The following is a 17,814-nucleotide window of genomic DNA, read 5'->3' on the forward strand; positions in this document are numbered from 1 at the left end:
AACTTTCCTTACGGGAAGACGTAAAGGCTGTGTTATTTCTTTACTTTTATATAGAAGCAGAAAAATAAAAATAATTTTTGCTGTAATTTTTCGTACGAAATAGAAGTAAGTGATTATAGGAAAGGTACTTGTCAATATTCGACGATTTCTTAAATTGCAATCAAAATATTCATAAGACAGTGTTAATGGTTAGTATTTTGTAACAAAAAATCATAATTTAGGCCCATATTTTAACTTTTATCATAATTATATACATGAGTCATATAAAACTAAATAGTTTATCTGCTTTTGCATTACTTGTTTTAGCAGGTTGTAGTGTAACCTTACAAGCACAGGTGTCAACTCCTAAAGCAGCGATTACTGCACCTTTTGCTATTGTAAAAAAAGCTCTGGTTACAGAAAATGAATTGAAAAGATGGAGTCATCTTGATCTGCTAAAAGATACTATTGCCGGTATGAGTGTTGATAAGGCTTACGCCGAATTATTACAAGGAAAAACCGGCGTAAAAGTAATCGTTGGTATTGTTGATTCCGGTGTTGATATCGAACACGAAGACCTGAAAGGAATGATCTGGACAAATCCAAAAGAAATTGCAGGAAACGGAATCGATGATGATAAAAACGGTTTTATTGATGACATTCACGGATGGAATTTCCTGGGTGATGCCGTGCATGAAAATCTTGAAATGACACGTGTCATTAAAAAAGGAGACGACGGTTCTGCCGAGTATAAAAACGCTTTGGCACAATATACGGAGAAATACGAAAAAGCTTTAAAAGACAAACAGCAAGTAGATTTTTTATTAGATGTTCACAATACTATTAAAAAGGCATTAAATAAAACAACCTATAAGCTTGAAGATTTAAGCACGATTACTTCAACCGATTCAAAAGTTTCGCAAAGTAAAATGATCATGACCCAAATTTTCACTAATGCAGGTCCAACATTTGATCCTGAAGCAGAATTGAAAGATTATAGAAAACAGGTTTATGATCAGTTAGATTACAATTTAAACAAAGAATTTGACGGAAGAAAAATCGTAGGCGATAACCCTGAAGACATCAAAAATGATCATTACGGAAATAATGTGGTTTTTGGTCCCGATAAAGAAGAAGCACTCCACGGAACTCACGTTGCCGGAATTATTGCACAAGTTCGCGGTAACAATTTAGGTGGGGATGGAATTGCTAATAATGTTGAGATTTTAACTGTTAGAGCTGTGCCGGACGGAGATGAATATGATAAAGATATTGCATTGGCAATTCGCTATGCTGTAGATAATGGCGCAAAAGTAATTAACGGAAGTTTCGGAAAAAGCTTTTCTCCACACAAGCAATGGGTTTATGAAGCTTTAAAATATGCAAAGAAAAAAGATGTTTTAATTGTTCATGCTGCAGGTAACGACGGATATAATATTGATGAAACCAAAAACATTAATTATCCAAATGATTCTGAAGACAATGTAAAAGAGTTTACAGACAATGTAATTACAATTGGTGCAATTAATAAAACGTACGGAGAAAATGTAATAGCTCCATTCTCAAATTTCGGAAAAATAAATGTAGATGTTTTTGCTCCGGGTGAAGAAATTTATGCAACGGTTCCGAACAATAAATACAAATATTTGCAAGGAACATCAATGGCATCACCAAATGCTGCCGGAGTTGCTACGTTAATTCGTTCTTATTATCCAAAATTGAAAGCTTCTCAGGTAAAACAAATTTTGATGGATTCAGGAGTGGCACTTCCTCCACAAGTAGTTTTAGGAGAAAATCCAAATCCAGATGTAGCACCAATAGCGGTTTCATCAGCTGAATCATCAAAAACAGCTAAAATGGTAAACGCTTATAACGCGTTGTTGATAGCTGAAAAAATGTCGAAGAAATAAAAAAATATAAAAACACTAATCACGATGGAAGAGTGGCAACTCTTCCATTTTTATTAAAACAATGATGCGAAAAATTATACTATTATCCTTTTTGAGTTTTGGTTTAAACTCAGCATTTGCACAAAACGCTCCCTATTGGCAACAACATGTCGATTATAAAATGGAGGTTTCTATGGATGTCAAAAATTATCTGTACAAAGGAAAACAAGAATTGGTCTATACAAATAATTCGCCCGATACTTTAAGAAAAGTGTTTTACCATTTATATCCAAATGCTTTTCAGCCAGGAAGCGAGATGGATGCACGTTTGCATTCGATAAAAGATCCTGATGCAAGGATGGTAAACAAAATTAAAGATGCTGACGGCAAAGAAGTAAAACAAAGCCGCATCGAAACTTTAAAACCAAACGAAACTGGATTTTTAAAAATTACAAATTTCAAACAAGATGGCGTAACAGCGCAAACCAGAACTTCAAGTACAATTTTAGAAGTGACTTTGGCTAAACCAATTTTACCTAATTCTAAAACAACTTTTACATTAGATTTTGAAGGTCAGGTTCCGGTTCAGATTCGTCGTTCAGGACGTAATAATAAAGAAGGTGTCGAATTATCGATGTCACAATGGTATCCTAAATTAGCCGAATTTGATTTTGAAGGTTGGCATGCAGATCCATATATCGCAAGAGAATTTCACGGAGTTTGGGGAGATTTTGATGTAAAAATCACAATTGACAAAGAATATACAATTGGTGGTTCAGGATATTTACAGGACAAAAATACAATTGGTCATGGTTATGAAGATGCTGGTATAACTGTTGTTTATCCGAAAAAAGCAAAAACTTTGACCTGGCATTTTATCGCACCAAATGTTCACGATTTTACATGGGCTGCTGATAAACAATATACACACGATATTGTAAAAGGACCAAATGATGTTGATTTGCATTTCTTCTACAAAAATGATCCGAAAACAACTGGAAACTGGAAACAATTGGAGCCTTTAATGGTGAAAGTGATGGATTATTACAACCATAAAGTAGGAGCTTATCCGTACAAGCAATATTCATTTATTCAGGGCGGAGATGGTGGAATGGAATACGCAATGTGTACTTTAATGTTAGGAAGCGGTACACTTGAAGGAATTTTAGGTACTGCAACCCACGAATTAGGACACTCCTGGTTCCAACATATTTTGGCTTCAAATGAGTCAAAACACCCATGGATGGATGAAGGTTTTACAACTTACATCGAAGACAGTGCTTTGAATGAATTGAAAGGAGATAAAAAAGAAGAAAACCCATTTAAAGGAAATTATGCGGCTTATTACCAATTAGTAAATTCTGGTAAAGAACAACCGCAAACAACACATGGTGATCGTTACGATGAAAACAGACCGTACAGTATTTCATCTTACATAAAAGGAAGTCTCTTTTTAGCGCAGCTGTCTTATGTAATCGGACAGGAAAATTTAAATGCTACCCTAAAAAGATATTACAACGATTTTAAATTCAAGCACCCAACTCCAAATGATATCAAAAGAACAGCTGAGAGAGTTTCAGGAGCTGAATTGGATTGGTATTTAATAGATTGGACAGAAACTGCCAATACTATTGATTACGGAATAAAAGACGTTGTTGATAATGCAGGAAAAACAATGGTAACATTAGAAAGAATCGGTAGAATGCCAATGCCAATCGATTTGAAAGTTGAATATACTGACGGAACTTCTGAGACTTTTTATATTCCGTTAAGAATGATGAATTTTATTAAACCAAATCCAAATCCAAATGTAAAAAGAACTGTTTTGGAGGATTGGGCCTGGGCTCAGTCAAACTATAGTTTTACAATCAACAAAAACAAAACAGCAATCAAAAAAATCACAATTGATCCAAGTGGATTAATGGCTGATATAAAAGCTGCGAACAATGTTTTTGAAGTAAAATAAGCAAAATACTCATTATACAAAAAGCCCTTATTAATTTTTTTAAGGGCTTTTTCTTTTTTTCAAATTTATCTAATGCATCAAGATTATACTGTTTTTATTTCAGTAACAACCTCAGATTGTGTTTTCTTAAAAGGAAATAATTTCCAGTAACTGGCAGATCTCCAAAGCCATTCAATTGGGCCATAATTGTATTTGGAAAGCCACCATTTACTGAAGAATAATTGAAGAATAAAAACAAAAATTGCTAAGAAAAAATAAAACCAATAAGGTAAGGTATTGTATATTTTGAAACCCATTCCTGAAAACAGAAAAGCAGCAATAATGTTTTGCATCATATAATTCGTCAATGTCATTTTACCGCTAACCCTAAAATAGCTAAAAATTGTTTTCAGTTTTCCGGTTGTATATAGTAAACATATTGACGATGAAATGAATACCATCGTGTTAATTATGATCCAAAAAACGGGATGAAAATATGGGAAAGTTACTTTCTGCTTAATGGCAATCTCAAAAAGAACACCGGAAATTATTGCCAGAATCAGTGTTATTATAATAGTTTTTTTTAATAGGTTTTTAAATTCAGGCAAACGATTAAAAAAGTTGATTTTTTGAGCATAGAAACCTAAAAGCATAAGAGCAAACATCACGACATGTACTGTAACAGCATAAGCAAGATTAATCATTTCCTGATAATACGTTCCCAGCAAATTAAATTTAAATACATCGAGCCAGTTATCAGAGTAAAATAATTTCAAGTATTTAGCCGTAGATTGTACATCGGGTAATGTTTGTTTTATCGAATGAATATAAGCAGTAAGAAACGGAACGGTTAAAAGAAGTATTCCGCACGTTATTAGAATTGTTTTGGATGAACTTTTGTAAAAGAATAAAAGTAATAAGCCTAAAAAAGCATAATCTTTTAAGATATCGCCCAGCCAAAAAGCAGAATTTATAAAAGCAAAAACAAATAGAAGAAACATTCTCCAGCAAAAAAAGTAAACAGGATTTTTGCCTTTTTCAGCTATATTATTAATAAGTACAGCAAATCCATATCCAAATAAAATACTTAATAATGTCCATGATTTGGCTGAAAAAAAGTACAGATTAAAATAGCTTATAACCTCAGAAAAAATACCTTTTTTTAGAATAAAACGTTCTAATCCAATATATCGAAAATCAACATAATTTCCTATTGCGACTCCCAATAAAGCCCAGCCTCTTAAAATATCAACTATTGCTGTTCTCTTATCTTCCTGAATGGGTTGAAATGTATTTGTCATAGATTTAAACTGGTTTTTGGTTCAAAAGCAATTTCAAATGTAAGAAAATAATAATAAAATCATAGTGGCTGTATGGGAAATGAAATGGCAAAAAAAGACTCGTTTAAAATTCATTTCTGAAAATTAAACGAGTCTTATATTTTTCCTTTTGGAGTTTATCCTAAATGCTCCAGCATATCTTTTGTCATCGTTTCAAGATCAAAAGTATGTTTCCAGTTCCAGTCTTTTCTTGCCTCAGTATCATCAATACTTGCCGGCCAGCTGTCCGCAATTTTCTGACGGAAATCAGGATTGTAAGTAATCTCAAATTCCGGAATATGCTTTTTAATTTCTTCAGCAATTTCTGTCGGAGTAAAACTCATTGCAGCCAAATTGTATGAAGAATGTATTTTGATTTGTTCTACAGGCACTTTCATGATATTGATGGTTGCATCAATGGCATCATCCATATACATCATTGGCATTTTGGTTTCTGATGATAAAAAGCATTCGTATTTTTTATCGGCAATAGCCTTATAAAAAATATCAACAGCATAATCTGTAGTTCCACCACCTGGAGGCGTAGACCAGCTTATTAAACCCGGATAACGGATGCTTCGAACATCAACTCCATAAATATTATGATAGTATTCGCACCATCTTTCTCCGGCTTGTTTACTAATTCCGTAAACTGTCGAAGGTTCCATAACGGTATATTGAGGGGTATTTTCTTTTGGAGTTGTTGGCCCAAAAACTGCAATACTCGATGGCCAGAATATCTTTTTTATTTTTTTTGCTTTTGCTAAATTTAAAACATGAAATAAGGAGTTCATATTCAAATCCCAGGCAAATGCAGGATTTTTTTCGGCTGTAGCAGACAAAAGTGCTGCCATTAAATAAATATCGGTAATTTGATGTACCTCTACCAGATGTTCGATTTGGTTAAAATCTAAAGCATTGACCACTTCAAAAGGCCCGGAATTTACAACGTCAGTATTTAATTTTCGGATGTCAGAAGCAATTACATTTTCTGTTCCGTACAACTTACGCAATTTCTGGGTTAATTCTGTCCCAATTTGACCGCAAGCGCCAATGATCAAGATTTTTGGATTCATTTTGTAGTTTTTTTAGAGATACAAATATAACGTTTTCGCAATTACATACGTTTTTTAGAATCATAAATTGTAAATTCAATAATTAAAAAGTTTGTTTGTTGGATAATTCTCTTTTTCAAGGGTGTGTCTTTGTGCCTATGAAGATGTGTCTTTGTGCCTTTGAAAAGTCTTTGTTAAAAATCATATTTAGTGATGATAAGCCCTAAAGAAATTACCTTAATTTGTTATCTGAAAGTTATTGGGAGAAGAGAAAAAAACAATCTTGATTTATAGAATCTTTGGCAAAAAACAGAATTCGTAATTGTAAATTTACTTTGTAACTTTGTAGCTTAATGTTTTATCAAATGAAATATAAAATCTCTCTTTTTTTGCTTTTAATCTTTGTGTTGAATTCATGTCAGAATGATGATGAAAGACGCCTTGCTGAAAACGCAAAAGAAGCAAAGAAGAATGAAAAAATCTTCAATAATATTAATAAAGCCTGGATTTTTATTGATGAGCCGATTAATGAAGTTTCAGAAAAAAATGCAGCTTCATGGAATGAATGGCGTGACTTTCTAGAAGAACTAGGCGAGAAACCAAGAAAGACAATTGGTGCATTTCAGAAAAAATCGACTGCAATTTCAAAAAAAGCACTTGCACTGAACAATAATATTCCTGCAGAATTTAATCTGCCTCAAATAAAAAGCCGAATCTCAATTTTGATTACTAAAGTCAAAATGATGGATTTGTTTATTCATTTGAGTACTATTCCAGATGAAAAAGTGACTTTTTTAATTGGAGAAATCAACAAGGAATTGGTTTCATTAGAAAGACAAATGGATAAAATTGTCGAGAAAAATAAGATTCCAAAAGAAGAGGGAGAAGCTGATTTCTTAAGAATGTTAGATACAACACGAGCGATTCCGAATCAGGTTAAAGATCCAAATTTATCAATAAATTGAGTAAAAACGCCTTATATACAACGTATGACAATCTGCCAAAAACACAGCAGATTGCCACAGAATTGCTAGAACAAAATCAGGTAAAAATGCATCTTAGCGGTTTGTTAGGATCGGCAGTTTCATTTATAATACGTGCTGTTTTCAAAAAAACCGAATTACCTTTTTTGATTATTTTAGACAATAAAGAAGAAGCCGCTTATTATCTGAACGATCTCGAACAAATGATTGGTGAGCAGGATGTATTGTTTTATCCTGCATCATTTCGTCGTCCGTATCAAATTGATGAAACAGACAATGCCAATGTTTTGCTTCGCGCTGAGGTTTTAAACCGAATCAATTCCCGTAAAAAACCAGCCATAATTGTTACCTATCCCGAAGCTCTTTTTGAGAAAGTAGTAACGCGACAACAATTGGATAAAAACACTTTGAAGGTTTCTTTAAATGACAAAATTTCAATTGATTTTATTAATGAAGTTTTGTTTGAATATGAATTTAAAAGAGTCGATTTTATTACAGAGCCTGGCGAATTCTCGGTTCGTGGAGGAATCGTCGATGTATTTTCTTTTTCAAACGATCATCCGTATCGAATTGAATTCTTCGGAAATGAAGTTGACAGCATCAGAAGTTTTGATGTTGAAACTCAATTGTCGGTAGAAACCCATAAAAAAATCACGATTATCCCGAATGTCGAAAACAAGATTTTTCAGGAAAACCGAGAAAGTTTCTTAGATTATATTGCCGAGAAAACAGTTCTTTTTATTCAAAATACCGACGGACTTTTTAGTCAGCTAGACAAACAATTCGCAAGAGCAGAAGAAGCTTTTGAGAAACTTTCAGGAGAAATAAAACACGCTACACCAGAGCAATTATTCTTAAATCAGAGTTCGTTTATCAAACGGGCGCTGGATTTTTCGATAGTAGAGTTGGCTTCAAAACCAATTTTCAAAACAACTAAAAAATTCGAATTTCATTTTCAGCCACAACCATCTTTCAACAAACAATTTGATTTGTTGCTGAATAATTTGAGCGACAATCATTTTAACGGCTATAAAAATTATCTGTTTTGTTCAAATGAAACACAGGCAAAACGTTTTCACGATATCTTCGAATCGCTTGATGAAGCGAATTCAGAGAATATTCGCAAGCAATATCACACTATTGTATTGCCTTTGTACCAGGGTTTTATTGACGAAGAAAATCAAATTACGGCCTATACCGATCACCAGATTTTTGAGCGTTATCATAAATTCAACATCAAAAACGGTTATTCTAAAAAGCAAAATATTACGCTTAAAGAATTGACGGCACTTTCGGTTGGCGATTATGTAACACATATCGATCACGGAATTGGAAAGTTTGGCGGTTTGCAGAAAATTCAGGTAGAAGGCAAAACGCAGGAAGCCATAAAATTGGTTTATGCCGATAATGACATCGTGTATGTAAGCATTCACTCGCTTCATAAAATTTCCAAATACAACGGAAAAGACGGAACCCCTCCAAAAATCTATAAATTAGGATCGAACGCCTGGAAAATTTTAAAACAAAAAACCAAAGCACGTGTCAAACATATTGCTTTCAACTTAATTCAATTGTATGCAAAACGCCGTTTAGAAAAAGGGTTTCAGTTTGCACCGGACAGTTATTTGCAGAACGAATTAGAAAGTTCGTTTATTTATGAAGATACGCCGGATCAAACGAAATCAACACAAGAAGTAAAAGCCGACATGGAGAGCGATCGCCCAATGGATCGTTTGGTTTGTGGCGACGTTGGTTTTGGTAAAACAGAAGTTGCGATTCGCGCTGCTTTCAAGGCAGTTGATAATAGCAAACAAGTCGCGATTTTGGTTCCAACAACTATTTTGGCGTACCAACATTACAGAACATTTACGGAAAGATTGAAAGATATGCCGGTTTCAGTTGGCTACTTAAACCGATTTAGAACAGCAAAACAAAAAGCACAAACTTTAAAAGATTTAGCCGAAGGAAAACTGGATATTGTCATCGGAACACATCAATTGGTCAACAAAAATGTAGTTTTTAAAGACCTTGGTTTATTGATTGTCGATGAGGAACAAAAGTTTGGTGTAAATGTGAAAGATAAATTAAAAACGATTGCCGCGAATGTTGATACGTTGACATTAACCGCAACGCCAATTCCGAGAACACTTCAGTTTTCATTAATGGCCGCGCGTGATTTATCAGTGATTACTACGCCTCCGCCAAATCGTTATCCGATAGAAACCAATGTTGTTGGATTTAATGAAGAAATAATTCGAGATGCAATTTCATATGAAATTCAGCGAAACGGACAGGTTTTCTTTATCAATAACCGAATCGAAAATATCAAAGAAGTAGCCGGAATGATTCAGCGTTTGGTACCAAATGCTAGAGTCGGAATTGGTCACGGACAAATGGAAGGCGCCAAACTCGAAGAATTGATGTTAGGTTTCATGAACGGAGATTTTGATGTTTTGGTGGCAACCACAATTATCGAAAGTGGTTTGGATGTGCCAAATGCCAACACCATTTTCATCAACAATGCCAATAATTTCGGATTGTCAGATCTGCATCAAATGCGTGGTCGGGTAGGACGAAGCAACAAAAAAGCATTCTGTTATTTTATCTGTCCGCCGTATTCATCGATGACCGAAGATGCCAGAAAACGTATTCAGGCTTTGGAGCAATTCAGCGAACTCGGTAGCGGTTTCAACATCGCCATGAAAGATCTTGAAATTCGTGGCGCTGGGGATTTATTAGGCGGAGAACAAAGTGGTTTCATTAACGAAATTGGTTTTGATACCTACCAAAAAATCATGAACGAAGCCATCGAAGAATTGAAGGAAAATGAATTCAAAGATTTATATCCGGAAGAAAATAATATCGATACTAAAGAATACGTAAAAGACATTCAAATCGATGCCGATTTTGAGTTGTTATTCCCGGATGAATACATCAATAATGTCTCTGAACGTTTGGTTTTATACAACGAATTAGGTGCCATAAAAGATGAAGCTGGTTTACAGGAATACGAAAGAAAACTGATTGACCGTTTTGGACCGTTGCCAAAACAAGCAACTGCCTTATTAAACAGCATCAGAATAAAATGGATCGCCACGAAAGTCGGAATCGAGAAATTAGTTTTGAAACAAGGTAAAATGATTGGTTATTTCGTCTCAGATCAACAATCCGATTACTATCAATCTTCGAAGTTCAGAAACGTTTTGACCTTTGTACAAAAACATAGTTCACTTTGTAAAATGAAAGAAAAACAAACCGTAAACGGATTACGTTTGTTATTGACTTTTGATAATGTGAAGTCGATAAAACGAGCATTGGAATTGATGGAGCTGTTTGAAGAGTAAAGAAAAAGTTTGCCACGAATTTCACAAATTCTTTATAAAGCAAGCGATTTAAATTCGTGTAAATTTGTGACCCGAGCGACAGCGAACAGGCGAAGCAAATTTGTGGCTAAAAAAATAAATAAGGCCGGATGAAATTTTCATCCGACCTTATTTATAAAACATTAGAGGGTGAGAAATATTTTGAATTAATAATTAATTCTTCAAATCTTTAATCACTTTAAAAGCAACATCAACCTGATCTTCTCCCACTAAAATGGTAAATTCATTTGAAGTCGAAATTACCTCGTTTATGATAATTCCTTCCCAGGCTAAACGTTGAAAAATAAAGTAGTAAATACCAGGAACTACAATGTTTTCTTTTGGTAATTTTACTGTAATTGAAGCTAAATTATCCAATTTCTGAATCAGTTTTTCGCGCATAAAGTGTTTTTCAACTAAATGATTTACACTACTGCTGACCACTATATTTGTTTCATTTACACCACGAGATGAGGTATAAAAAATATCAGATAAAGCATTAATATCAGAGATTAAATCGGCTTGTTTGTTCAGGACAGTTTCTGAAGCTGCAAAGGTGTAATCTGTCAACTCAGAGCGAACCGTAATTTCACCAATATTCTTGATTACTTTATTGATTTTATGGTTCAATTTAAAATCTAATTCTTCGGTAAGTCGTTTAAGAGACATTACAACAGCGCCTTGTTTTACTTCTTTACCAAATTCACTTTCCAGTTCGGTCATAATATTCCGGGACAGAGAAGTTAAATTAATAATTCCGAGAGATAACGCATTTAATAAAAACGGCTTTGTTTTGATGTAATTTTCGACGATTGAAGAAACGGTTTTCATAATTTTTTTTCTTTTTTTGTAACTTAATTGTGTTGGTTTGGTTTAATAGTGATGTTAAAAATCTTTGCAAATATAAATAAAAAAACAATTTGTTACAATTATAACAATAAAAAATTATGTTAAAAATGATAAAAAGCGTCGGTAAGATGTTCAATTGCAAATGTTTCGCCGGTTTTATGAATCGCGATAATGTCAAAACGAACCTCAATCGTATCTTCAAAATCCATTTCCCTATCGTTTATGTAGGCATTTACTGCTTTTATGAGTAATTGAATTTTTTTTGGTTTCACAAAATCCTGCGGATCTCCAAAATCTAAACTCGATCTTGTCTTAACTTCGACTATGGCCAAATAATTCTCTTTTTTTGCAATAATATCAATTTCGGCTTTCTGAAAAGTCCAGTTTCGATCCAGAATTTCATATCCATCATCTTGCAGGTATTTTGCAGCCAATTTTTCTCCTTCTTTTCCTAGTTCATTGTGTTCAGCCATTTTTTTGAGTTATGAATTATAAGTTATGAGTTATGAGCTTGTCATGTGCGCACGCAAAGACGCAAAGTCGCAAAGAATTAAATTAAAACTTTGCGACTTTGCGAGATTATTTTATGTGGTATTTAGATATCCCTAAATAAAGAATATTGGGCAGGAATATTACTTTTTAAAAGTAAGTGTACTTCCGGATGCATTTACATCAATAGTAACAGTGCTTCCCATAATTAAAGCCCTGTTATCCTGAATATGTCCGGCAGGGAAATTAAAAATCACAGGAATATTGTATTTTTTGGTTACGTCATCCACAATTTCAAGTGCGTTTTTTCCCCACGGCACTTCGTTGTCTTTCATTTTGGTCATGGCGCCAACAACAATTCCTTTTAGGTTTTCGATACATCCATTGCGTCGCAGGTTCATCATCATACGATCGATATGATACAGATATTCATCTAAATCTTCAATAAATAAAATCTTATCCTTGCAATCTATCGCCGATTGTGATCCTAATAAACTGTATAAAATAGATAAATTTCCCCCAACTAATTCACCGGTTGCCGTTCCAAAACGATTCATTTTATCCGGACCAACAGAATACGATAATGGTTCTCCAAACAAACTCGATTTCATGGAGCTAACGGCCGCCGGAGTAGCACGCGGAATCGTTACAGGCATTATACCATGAATTGATTTATAACCCATAGTGTTCAAATGATTGTGTAAAACTGTCACGTCACTAAACCCAATAATCCATTTTGGATGTTGTTTGAATTTTGTAAAATCAAGAAGGTCAATCATTCTAACCGTTCCGTAGCCACCACGAACACACCAAATCGCCTTAATATTCGGATTGTCTAATTGCTTCTGAAAATCAGCCGCACGCTGTTCATCTGTTCCAGCCAACTGGTTTACATCAAGTCCAATTGTACTTCCAATAACAGCTTCCAGACCCCAACTGTGCAATAAATCAATAGTGGGTTTAAGATTGTCATCAATGTTTTTTCGGGCAGTTGCTAAAATCGCTATAGTATCTCCTTTTTGTAAATAAGGTGGTGTGATCATGTTTTGTTGAGATTGACAGGTGAATGATTGTAAGACAAAAATAAGAAATAGGAGTGTACCACGAAATAAGTGTTCGCTATTATATTGTCGATTGTCTGTGTTCATGATTTGTTTTTATAAGTAGTAAAAAACAAATATAGAAATTTTAGCAAACAATTTTATTTGAAATTTCCTACAAAGTGATAAATTCTCTTAATTTGTAACTTAAAATAAAATATATGCCATTATTCAGATCTTACTTTAGCTTAATTGTTCTATTTTCAATTTCGCTTCAGGCACAACCCAAAAAATATAGCATTCATACAGTTGCATTTTACAATTTCGAAAATTTATTTGATACCAATAACGACATTCATACGAATGATGACGAGTGGATACCAACTGGAGCACAGTATTGGACAGAAGAAAAATACCATGAGAAATTAAAAAATCTTGCCAGAGTAATTTTTGAAATAGGAACACCGGAAAACCCAAATGCACCAACAATTATTGGTGGTTCAGAAATTGAAAATCGCGGCGTTTTGGAAGATCTAATTAAAGAACCAAAATTACTTCCTTTTGATTATGGAATCATTCATTTTGATTCACCCGATAAACGCGGAATCGACGTTGCTTTACTGTATCAAAAGAAATATTTCAAACCAACTTCATTTTCAAATATTCCATTATTAATTTATAAAAATAAAACTATAGTAAAAGAAGAGAAAAAGAAGAACCTGATGATGAACTTGAAGATAAAACAGAAATTGCAAAAGATAATAATCGTGTTTTTACCAGAGATCAGCTTTTAATAACCGGATTTTTAGAAGGCGAAGAAATAAGTATTATTGTAAATCACTGGCCGTCGCGATCAGGTGGAGAAAAAGCTTCGAGCCAATTTCGTGAAGCCGCCGGAAGATTGAACAGAAAGATTATTGATTCATTGCAGCGAATTAATCCGAATGCTAAAGTTTTTACAATGGGAGATTTGAACGATGGCCCCTATAATAAAAGTATAAAAATAGCTTTGGGAGCAAAATCAAAAAAGACAGAAGTTCCTGAATTTGGTGTTTTTAATCCCTTTGAGGAAATGGCTAATAAAGGCATGGGAACTATTGCTTTTAGAGATTCCTGGGATATTTTCGACCAAATTATGATGACACAATCTCTAATACAACCCGATTTTACCTCTTTTAAATTCTGGAAATCCGGCATTTTTAGCAGGTCGTATCTGGTTCAGACTTCGGGCCAATATAAAGGATATCCACTACGTCATAGTCAAACTGAAGTTGGTTTTAGCGATCATTTTCCGGTTTATATTTATTTGATTAAAAAAAAAAATTGTAGAGGCGCACACCAGTGCGTCTTAATTCCAATATTCAATTCTTACCTAAAGACGCACTGCTGTGCGTCTCTACAAAAACTTTTCCTTAACTTAGCTACATATAAATTCAGTACTTCAAGAAAATGGCAATAGCAAAACCCTTCAACCTTACCAAATGGATAGATGAAAACCGTCATTTATTAAAACCACCTGTTGGAAATAAAAATCTATACGTAGACTCCGGCGATTATATCGTAATGATTGTAGCAGGCCCAAATGCCCGAAAAGACTATCATTACAACGAAACCGAAGAGCTTTTTTATCAGCTTGAAGGGAGTATAAAAGTCATTATTCAGGAAGACGGACAGCGTAAAGAAATGGAATTGAATGCCGGTGATATGTACCTGCATCCTGCTAAAATTCCACATTCTCCGGTTCGTTCTGCGGGTTCAATTGGATTGGTAATAGAACGGAAACGTGCTGGACAAGGATATACTGACGGACTGCTTTGGCATTGCGATAACTGTAATCATAAATTGTACGAAGTGTATTTTGAGTTACACAATATCGAAAAAGACTTCTTACCTCATTTTGAACATTTCTATAATTCCGAAGATTTAAGAACCTGTGATAATTGCGGAACTGTTATGGAATCTGATCCGAGGTTTGTTGCGAAGAAGTAGTTTAATTAGGAGCTAATCCCGCTATCCGTTCCAATCTTTTGTCCGCCGCGGCGGACAAAAGGATTTCCACTTCTATCGGGGCTAGTGCATCCGTTTTCGAAAGAAATTTTAATTTTCAATATTCATAAATCTTTGTCAAAATTCAAAACTTTGACAAAGATCAAAAAGAAAATCTTTTTAATCTAAATGATCTGTGGCAAAAAAAAACTACAATTCAAATCTTTTCCCTTGCTCCGGATAAATAAGCTGAACTCCTAAATCATTCTGATTTTTAAGCTGTTCTTTAAGCTTGACAATATTCTTAGTTGGAGGTTTTAAATGCGTAACAATAATTTTGAAACCTTTCAAAGTATCTTTTCCTGCTAACTCTTCTAAAACATGAAGTTCTTTCATCAAATAATTTGGTGTCAGATGCCCAAATAAAAATTGGTCTGGCTGTTCATTGGGAAAGGAGACTTCGATAAAAATTCCTTTTAATTGTTTGCTTTTTACAAGCGGAGCAATTGCGGTCCATAAATCTTTCAAATCATTACTTTTTTCAACAGCATCAGGTCCGGTATCCCCTAAATATAGAGCGTAAGAATCTCCATTTTTAATTAAAAAAGCAGTACTCTCAAAAGGATTGACATGGCTTAACGGATAAGCTTTAACTGTCATCGAGGTATTGGTGATTGGCGTTTCTTCTCCAATATTTAAAGTTTGAAAATGATATTTTTTCAAAGGAGTTCCAGGGCCTTTGTCTCCAAAATTTGCCCAGGTTTGATCGTTGAAATAATGGTTTTCCATCATTTCCATACATTTATTTGTAGCATAAATAGTTTTAGCTGAATCGGCAGGAGAATTAATTATTAACCCCGAAACGTGATCCAAATGAGCATGCGAAATAAAGTAACCTTTTATATGTTTTCTGAGAAATTCACTTGTTGAAACTTTGAAAACTTTATTTTCAATGGCCTTTTCAATTCCGGCATTTATAGTTCCGGCATCAAGGCTGATAAAATCATTCGTATTAATTGGTGCTAATAGATAAGCCGATAGATTTTTTTCGTCAATACCACCTTTAACTCCCAAAGGAACAACCTGAAAGGAAGATTTTTGTTCTTTTTGAGAAAAAGCATTTGCTGTAATTAGAAGAAAGCAAATTAATAACCGATTGAAAATGGACATGTTTATATAATTTTGTTCCTGCAAATTTCATGAATTAATGCGAATAAATTAATCCATATTTCAGAAATAGACATTTATTAATCCTAAATTTACTTTTATTTTTAACGATACAATTTCATTGAAATTCATCTCGAAATAATATCTTTACTAAAAAATATAACAATTTTAACTAAAAAAGTTACAATGACAACAATAGCATCACAATTTGGAATGAATGAGGCTCTGGATAAATTGGGCATCAAATTGATTAATGACGGAACATCAACAGGTTTACAAAACTTTTCATCAGGAGAAATTTTAGATAGTTTTTCACCAGTTGACGGAAAATTGATTGCTTCAGTAAAAATGTCAACACAAGAAGATTATGAAAAAGTAATGCGTTCAGCAACGGAAGCATTCAAAACATTTCGTTTGATTCCTGCGCCACAACGTGGTGAAATTGTACGTCAGTTTGGAGAAAAATTACGTCAGAATAAAGAAGCTCTTGGTAAATTGGTTTCTTATGAAATGGGAAAATCATTACAGGAAGGTTATGGAGAGGTTCAGGAAATGATCGATATCTGTGATTTTGCAGTGGGATTATCTCGTCAGTTGCACGGATTAACCATGCATTCTGAAAGACCAGGGCACCGTATGTATGAGCAATATCATTCATTAGGAGTTGTTGGAATTATTTCAGCATTTAATTTCCCAGTGGCAGTTTGGGCCTGGAATACGGCTTTGGCATGGATTTCAGGAGATGTTTGTGTTTGGAAACCTTCTGAAAAAACACCTTTATGCGGAATTGCATGTCAAAATATTATTGCTCAGGTAATTAAAGAAAACAATCTTCCGGAAGGAATTTCATGTTTGATTAATGGGGATTATAAAATAGGCGAATTAATGACAAAAGATACCCGTATACCCTTAATTTCTGCAACAGGTTCAACCCGAATGGGGAAAATTGTGGCACAAGCTGTGGCCGGACGTTTAGGAAAATCATTATTAGAATTAGGAGGAAATAATGCCATTATTGTAACTCCGGATGCTGATATAAAAATGACGGTTATTGGAGCTGTTTTTGGAGCTGTTGGGACTGCAGGACAACGTTGTACTTCAACACGCCGATTGATTATTCACGAAAGTATTTATGATAAAGTTAAAGACGCTTTAGTGGCTGCCTACAAACAATTACGCATTGGAAATCCGCTTGATGAAAACAATCATGTGGGACCACTTATTGATACGCACGCGGTCGAAATGTACGCGATCGCTTTAAACAAAGTTGTTGCGGAAGGCGGGAAAATTTTAGTAGAAGGCGGAGTGCTTTCAGGCGATGGTTACGAAAGCGGCTGTTATGTAAAACCTGCTATTGCTGAGGCTGAAAACTCATTTGCAATTGTACAACACGAGACATTTGCTCCAGTTTTATATTTGATTAAATATTCAGGTGAAGTGGAGAATGCAATCGAAATTCAAAATGGGGTAGCACAGGGATTATCATCTGCAATTATGACTAATAATTTGCGTGAGGCAGAAAGATTTTTATCTGTAGTGGGTTCTGATTGCGGAATTGCAAACGTAAATATCGGAACTTCAGGTGCTGAAATTGGTGGTGCTTTTGGTGGCGAAAAAGAAACCGGAGGTGGTCGCGAATCAGGTTCTGATGCCTGGAAAATCTATATGCGTCGTCAAACGAATACAATCAATTATACGACAAGTTTGCCTCTGGCACAGGGAATTAAATTTGATTTGTAATAATTTAAAAG

At 34.3% G+C, this 17,814-nt stretch carries 12 protein-coding genes and 1 pseudogene; 7 read left to right on the forward strand and 6 right to left on the reverse strand.

All coding sequences use genetic code 11. The annotated features are described in order from the left end of the window. Positions 1-254 precede the first annotated feature (254 nt). Positions 255-1,889 carry a S8 family peptidase gene (locus tag ASC72_RS08315; RefSeq protein WP_056189610.1) on the forward strand — a complete coding sequence of 545 codons (1,635 nt, stop codon included), beginning with the start codon at positions 255-257 and terminating at the stop codon, positions 1,887-1,889. A 64-nt stretch (positions 1,890-1,953) separates the two neighbouring features. Beyond that, positions 1,954-3,834: a M1 family metallopeptidase gene (locus ASC72_RS08320; protein ID WP_056189612.1), complete on the forward strand. Its 1,881-nt coding sequence runs from the start codon at positions 1,954-1,956 to the stop codon at positions 3,832-3,834. A gap of 83 nt (positions 3,835-3,917) precedes the next feature. On the opposite strand, the gene ASC72_RS08325 is transcribed toward ASC72_RS08320, so the two are convergent. Both ASC72_RS08325 and ASC72_RS08330 read right to left on the reverse strand, forming a co-directional pair. Next, positions 3,918-5,114: a DUF418 domain-containing protein gene (locus ASC72_RS08325; RefSeq protein ID WP_056189614.1), complete on the reverse strand. Its 1,197-nt coding sequence runs from the start codon at positions 5,112-5,114 to the stop codon at positions 3,918-3,920. A gap of 155 nt (positions 5,115-5,269) precedes the next feature. After that, positions 5,270-6,208 carry an L-threonine 3-dehydrogenase gene (locus tag ASC72_RS08330; protein ID WP_056189618.1) on the reverse strand — a complete coding sequence of 313 codons (939 nt, stop codon included), beginning with the start codon at positions 6,206-6,208 and terminating at the stop codon, positions 5,270-5,272. Between the two features lie 344 nt (positions 6,209-6,552). Between ASC72_RS08330 and ASC72_RS08335 the strand changes: the two genes are divergently transcribed. After that, positions 6,553-7,152 carry a hypothetical protein gene (locus tag ASC72_RS08335; protein ID WP_056190485.1) on the forward strand — a complete coding sequence of 200 codons (600 nt, stop codon included), beginning with the start codon at positions 6,553-6,555 and terminating at the stop codon, positions 7,150-7,152. Next, complete coding sequence (gene mfd / locus ASC72_RS08340) at positions 7,149-10,514, forward strand: transcription-repair coupling factor (RefSeq protein ID WP_056189623.1); 3,366 nt, start codon at positions 7,149-7,151, stop codon at positions 10,512-10,514. Before ASC72_RS08335 ends, mfd begins: the two co-directional genes overlap by 4 nt. A gap of 192 nt (positions 10,515-10,706) precedes the next feature. Here the strand turns inward: mfd and ASC72_RS08345 are convergent, their stop codons facing one another. The 3 genes from ASC72_RS08345 to ASC72_RS08355 form a co-directional block, all read right to left on the reverse strand. Beyond that, positions 10,707-11,363 carry a hypothetical protein gene (locus tag ASC72_RS08345; protein WP_008466087.1) on the reverse strand — a complete coding sequence of 219 codons (657 nt, stop codon included), beginning with the start codon at positions 11,361-11,363 and terminating at the stop codon, positions 10,707-10,709. A gap of 119 nt (positions 11,364-11,482) precedes the next feature. After that, positions 11,483-11,854, reverse strand: a complete 372-nt coding sequence (locus tag ASC72_RS08350) for a YraN family protein (RefSeq protein WP_056189626.1) — start codon at positions 11,852-11,854, stop codon at positions 11,483-11,485. 159 nt (positions 11,855-12,013) lie between these two features. After that, positions 12,014-12,913 (reverse strand): LD-carboxypeptidase, encoded by a 900-nt coding sequence (locus tag ASC72_RS08355; RefSeq protein ID WP_082564276.1) that lies wholly within the window; start codon positions 12,911-12,913, stop codon positions 12,014-12,016. 218 nt (positions 12,914-13,131) lie between these two features. Between ASC72_RS08355 and ASC72_RS08360 the strand changes: the two are divergent. Both ASC72_RS08360 and ASC72_RS08365 read left to right on the forward strand, forming a co-directional pair. After that, positions 13,132-14,228: pseudogene (locus ASC72_RS08360) on the forward strand (endonuclease/exonuclease/phosphatase family protein); the annotation flags it as partial. Positions 14,229-14,359: 131 nt separating this feature from the next. Next, the gene (locus ASC72_RS08365; RefSeq protein WP_056189632.1) at positions 14,360-14,899 is read left to right on the forward strand and encodes a 3-hydroxyanthranilate 3,4-dioxygenase; all 540 of its coding nucleotides are present in this window, start codon (positions 14,360-14,362) and stop codon (positions 14,897-14,899) included. Positions 14,900-15,106: 207 nt separating this feature from the next. Here the strand turns inward: ASC72_RS08365 and ASC72_RS08370 are convergent, their stop codons facing one another. Further along, positions 15,107-16,066 carry an MBL fold metallo-hydrolase gene (locus ASC72_RS08370; protein ID WP_056189636.1) on the reverse strand — a complete coding sequence of 320 codons (960 nt, stop codon included), beginning with the start codon at positions 16,064-16,066 and terminating at the stop codon, positions 15,107-15,109. A gap of 183 nt (positions 16,067-16,249) precedes the next feature. Here ASC72_RS08370 and ASC72_RS08375 point away from each other — a divergent pair, with 183 nt between their 5' ends. Next, entirely contained in the window at positions 16,250-17,803 is a 1,554-nt protein-coding gene (locus ASC72_RS08375) for an aldehyde dehydrogenase family protein (RefSeq protein ID WP_056189639.1), read from the forward strand. The last annotated feature ends 11 nt before the right edge of the window (positions 17,804-17,814 follow it).

Source organism: Flavobacterium sp. Root420 (assembly GCF_001427905.1).
In the GTDB taxonomy this organism is placed as follows: Bacteria; Bacteroidota; Bacteroidia; order Flavobacteriales; family Flavobacteriaceae; genus Flavobacterium.

What these genes read in the sequence shown, in the direction of transcription:
- ASC72_RS08315 (WP_056189610.1), top strand. Translation starts at nt 255, where the DNA reads ATGAGTCATATAAAACTAAATAGTTTATCTGCTTTTGCATTACTTGTT.
- ASC72_RS08345 (WP_008466087.1), bottom strand. Translation starts at nt 11,363, where the DNA reads ATGAAAACCGTTTCTTCAATCGTCGAAAATTACATCAAAACAAAGCCG.
- ASC72_RS08350 (WP_056189626.1), bottom strand. Translation starts at nt 11,854, where the DNA reads ATGGCTGAACACAATGAACTAGGAAAAGAAGGAGAAAAATTGGCTGCA.
- ASC72_RS08335 (WP_056190485.1), top strand. Translation starts at nt 6,553, where the DNA reads ATGAAATATAAAATCTCTCTTTTTTTGCTTTTAATCTTTGTGTTGAAT.
- ASC72_RS08320 (WP_056189612.1), top strand. Translation starts at nt 1,954, where the DNA reads ATGCGAAAAATTATACTATTATCCTTTTTGAGTTTTGGTTTAAACTCA.
- ASC72_RS08330 (WP_056189618.1), bottom strand. Translation starts at nt 6,208, where the DNA reads ATGAATCCAAAAATCTTGATCATTGGCGCTTGCGGTCAAATTGGGACA.
- ASC72_RS08370 (WP_056189636.1), bottom strand. Translation starts at nt 16,066, where the DNA reads ATGTCCATTTTCAATCGGTTATTAATTTGCTTTCTTCTAATTACAGCA.
- ASC72_RS08365 (WP_056189632.1), top strand. Translation starts at nt 14,360, where the DNA reads ATGGCAATAGCAAAACCCTTCAACCTTACCAAATGGATAGATGAAAAC.
- ASC72_RS08325 (WP_056189614.1), bottom strand. Translation starts at nt 5,114, where the DNA reads ATGACAAATACATTTCAACCCATTCAGGAAGATAAGAGAACAGCAATA.
- ASC72_RS08375 (WP_056189639.1), top strand. Translation starts at nt 16,250, where the DNA reads ATGACAACAATAGCATCACAATTTGGAATGAATGAGGCTCTGGATAAA.
- ASC72_RS08355 (WP_082564276.1), bottom strand. Translation starts at nt 12,913, where the DNA reads ATGATCACACCACCTTATTTACAAAAAGGAGATACTATAGCGATTTTA.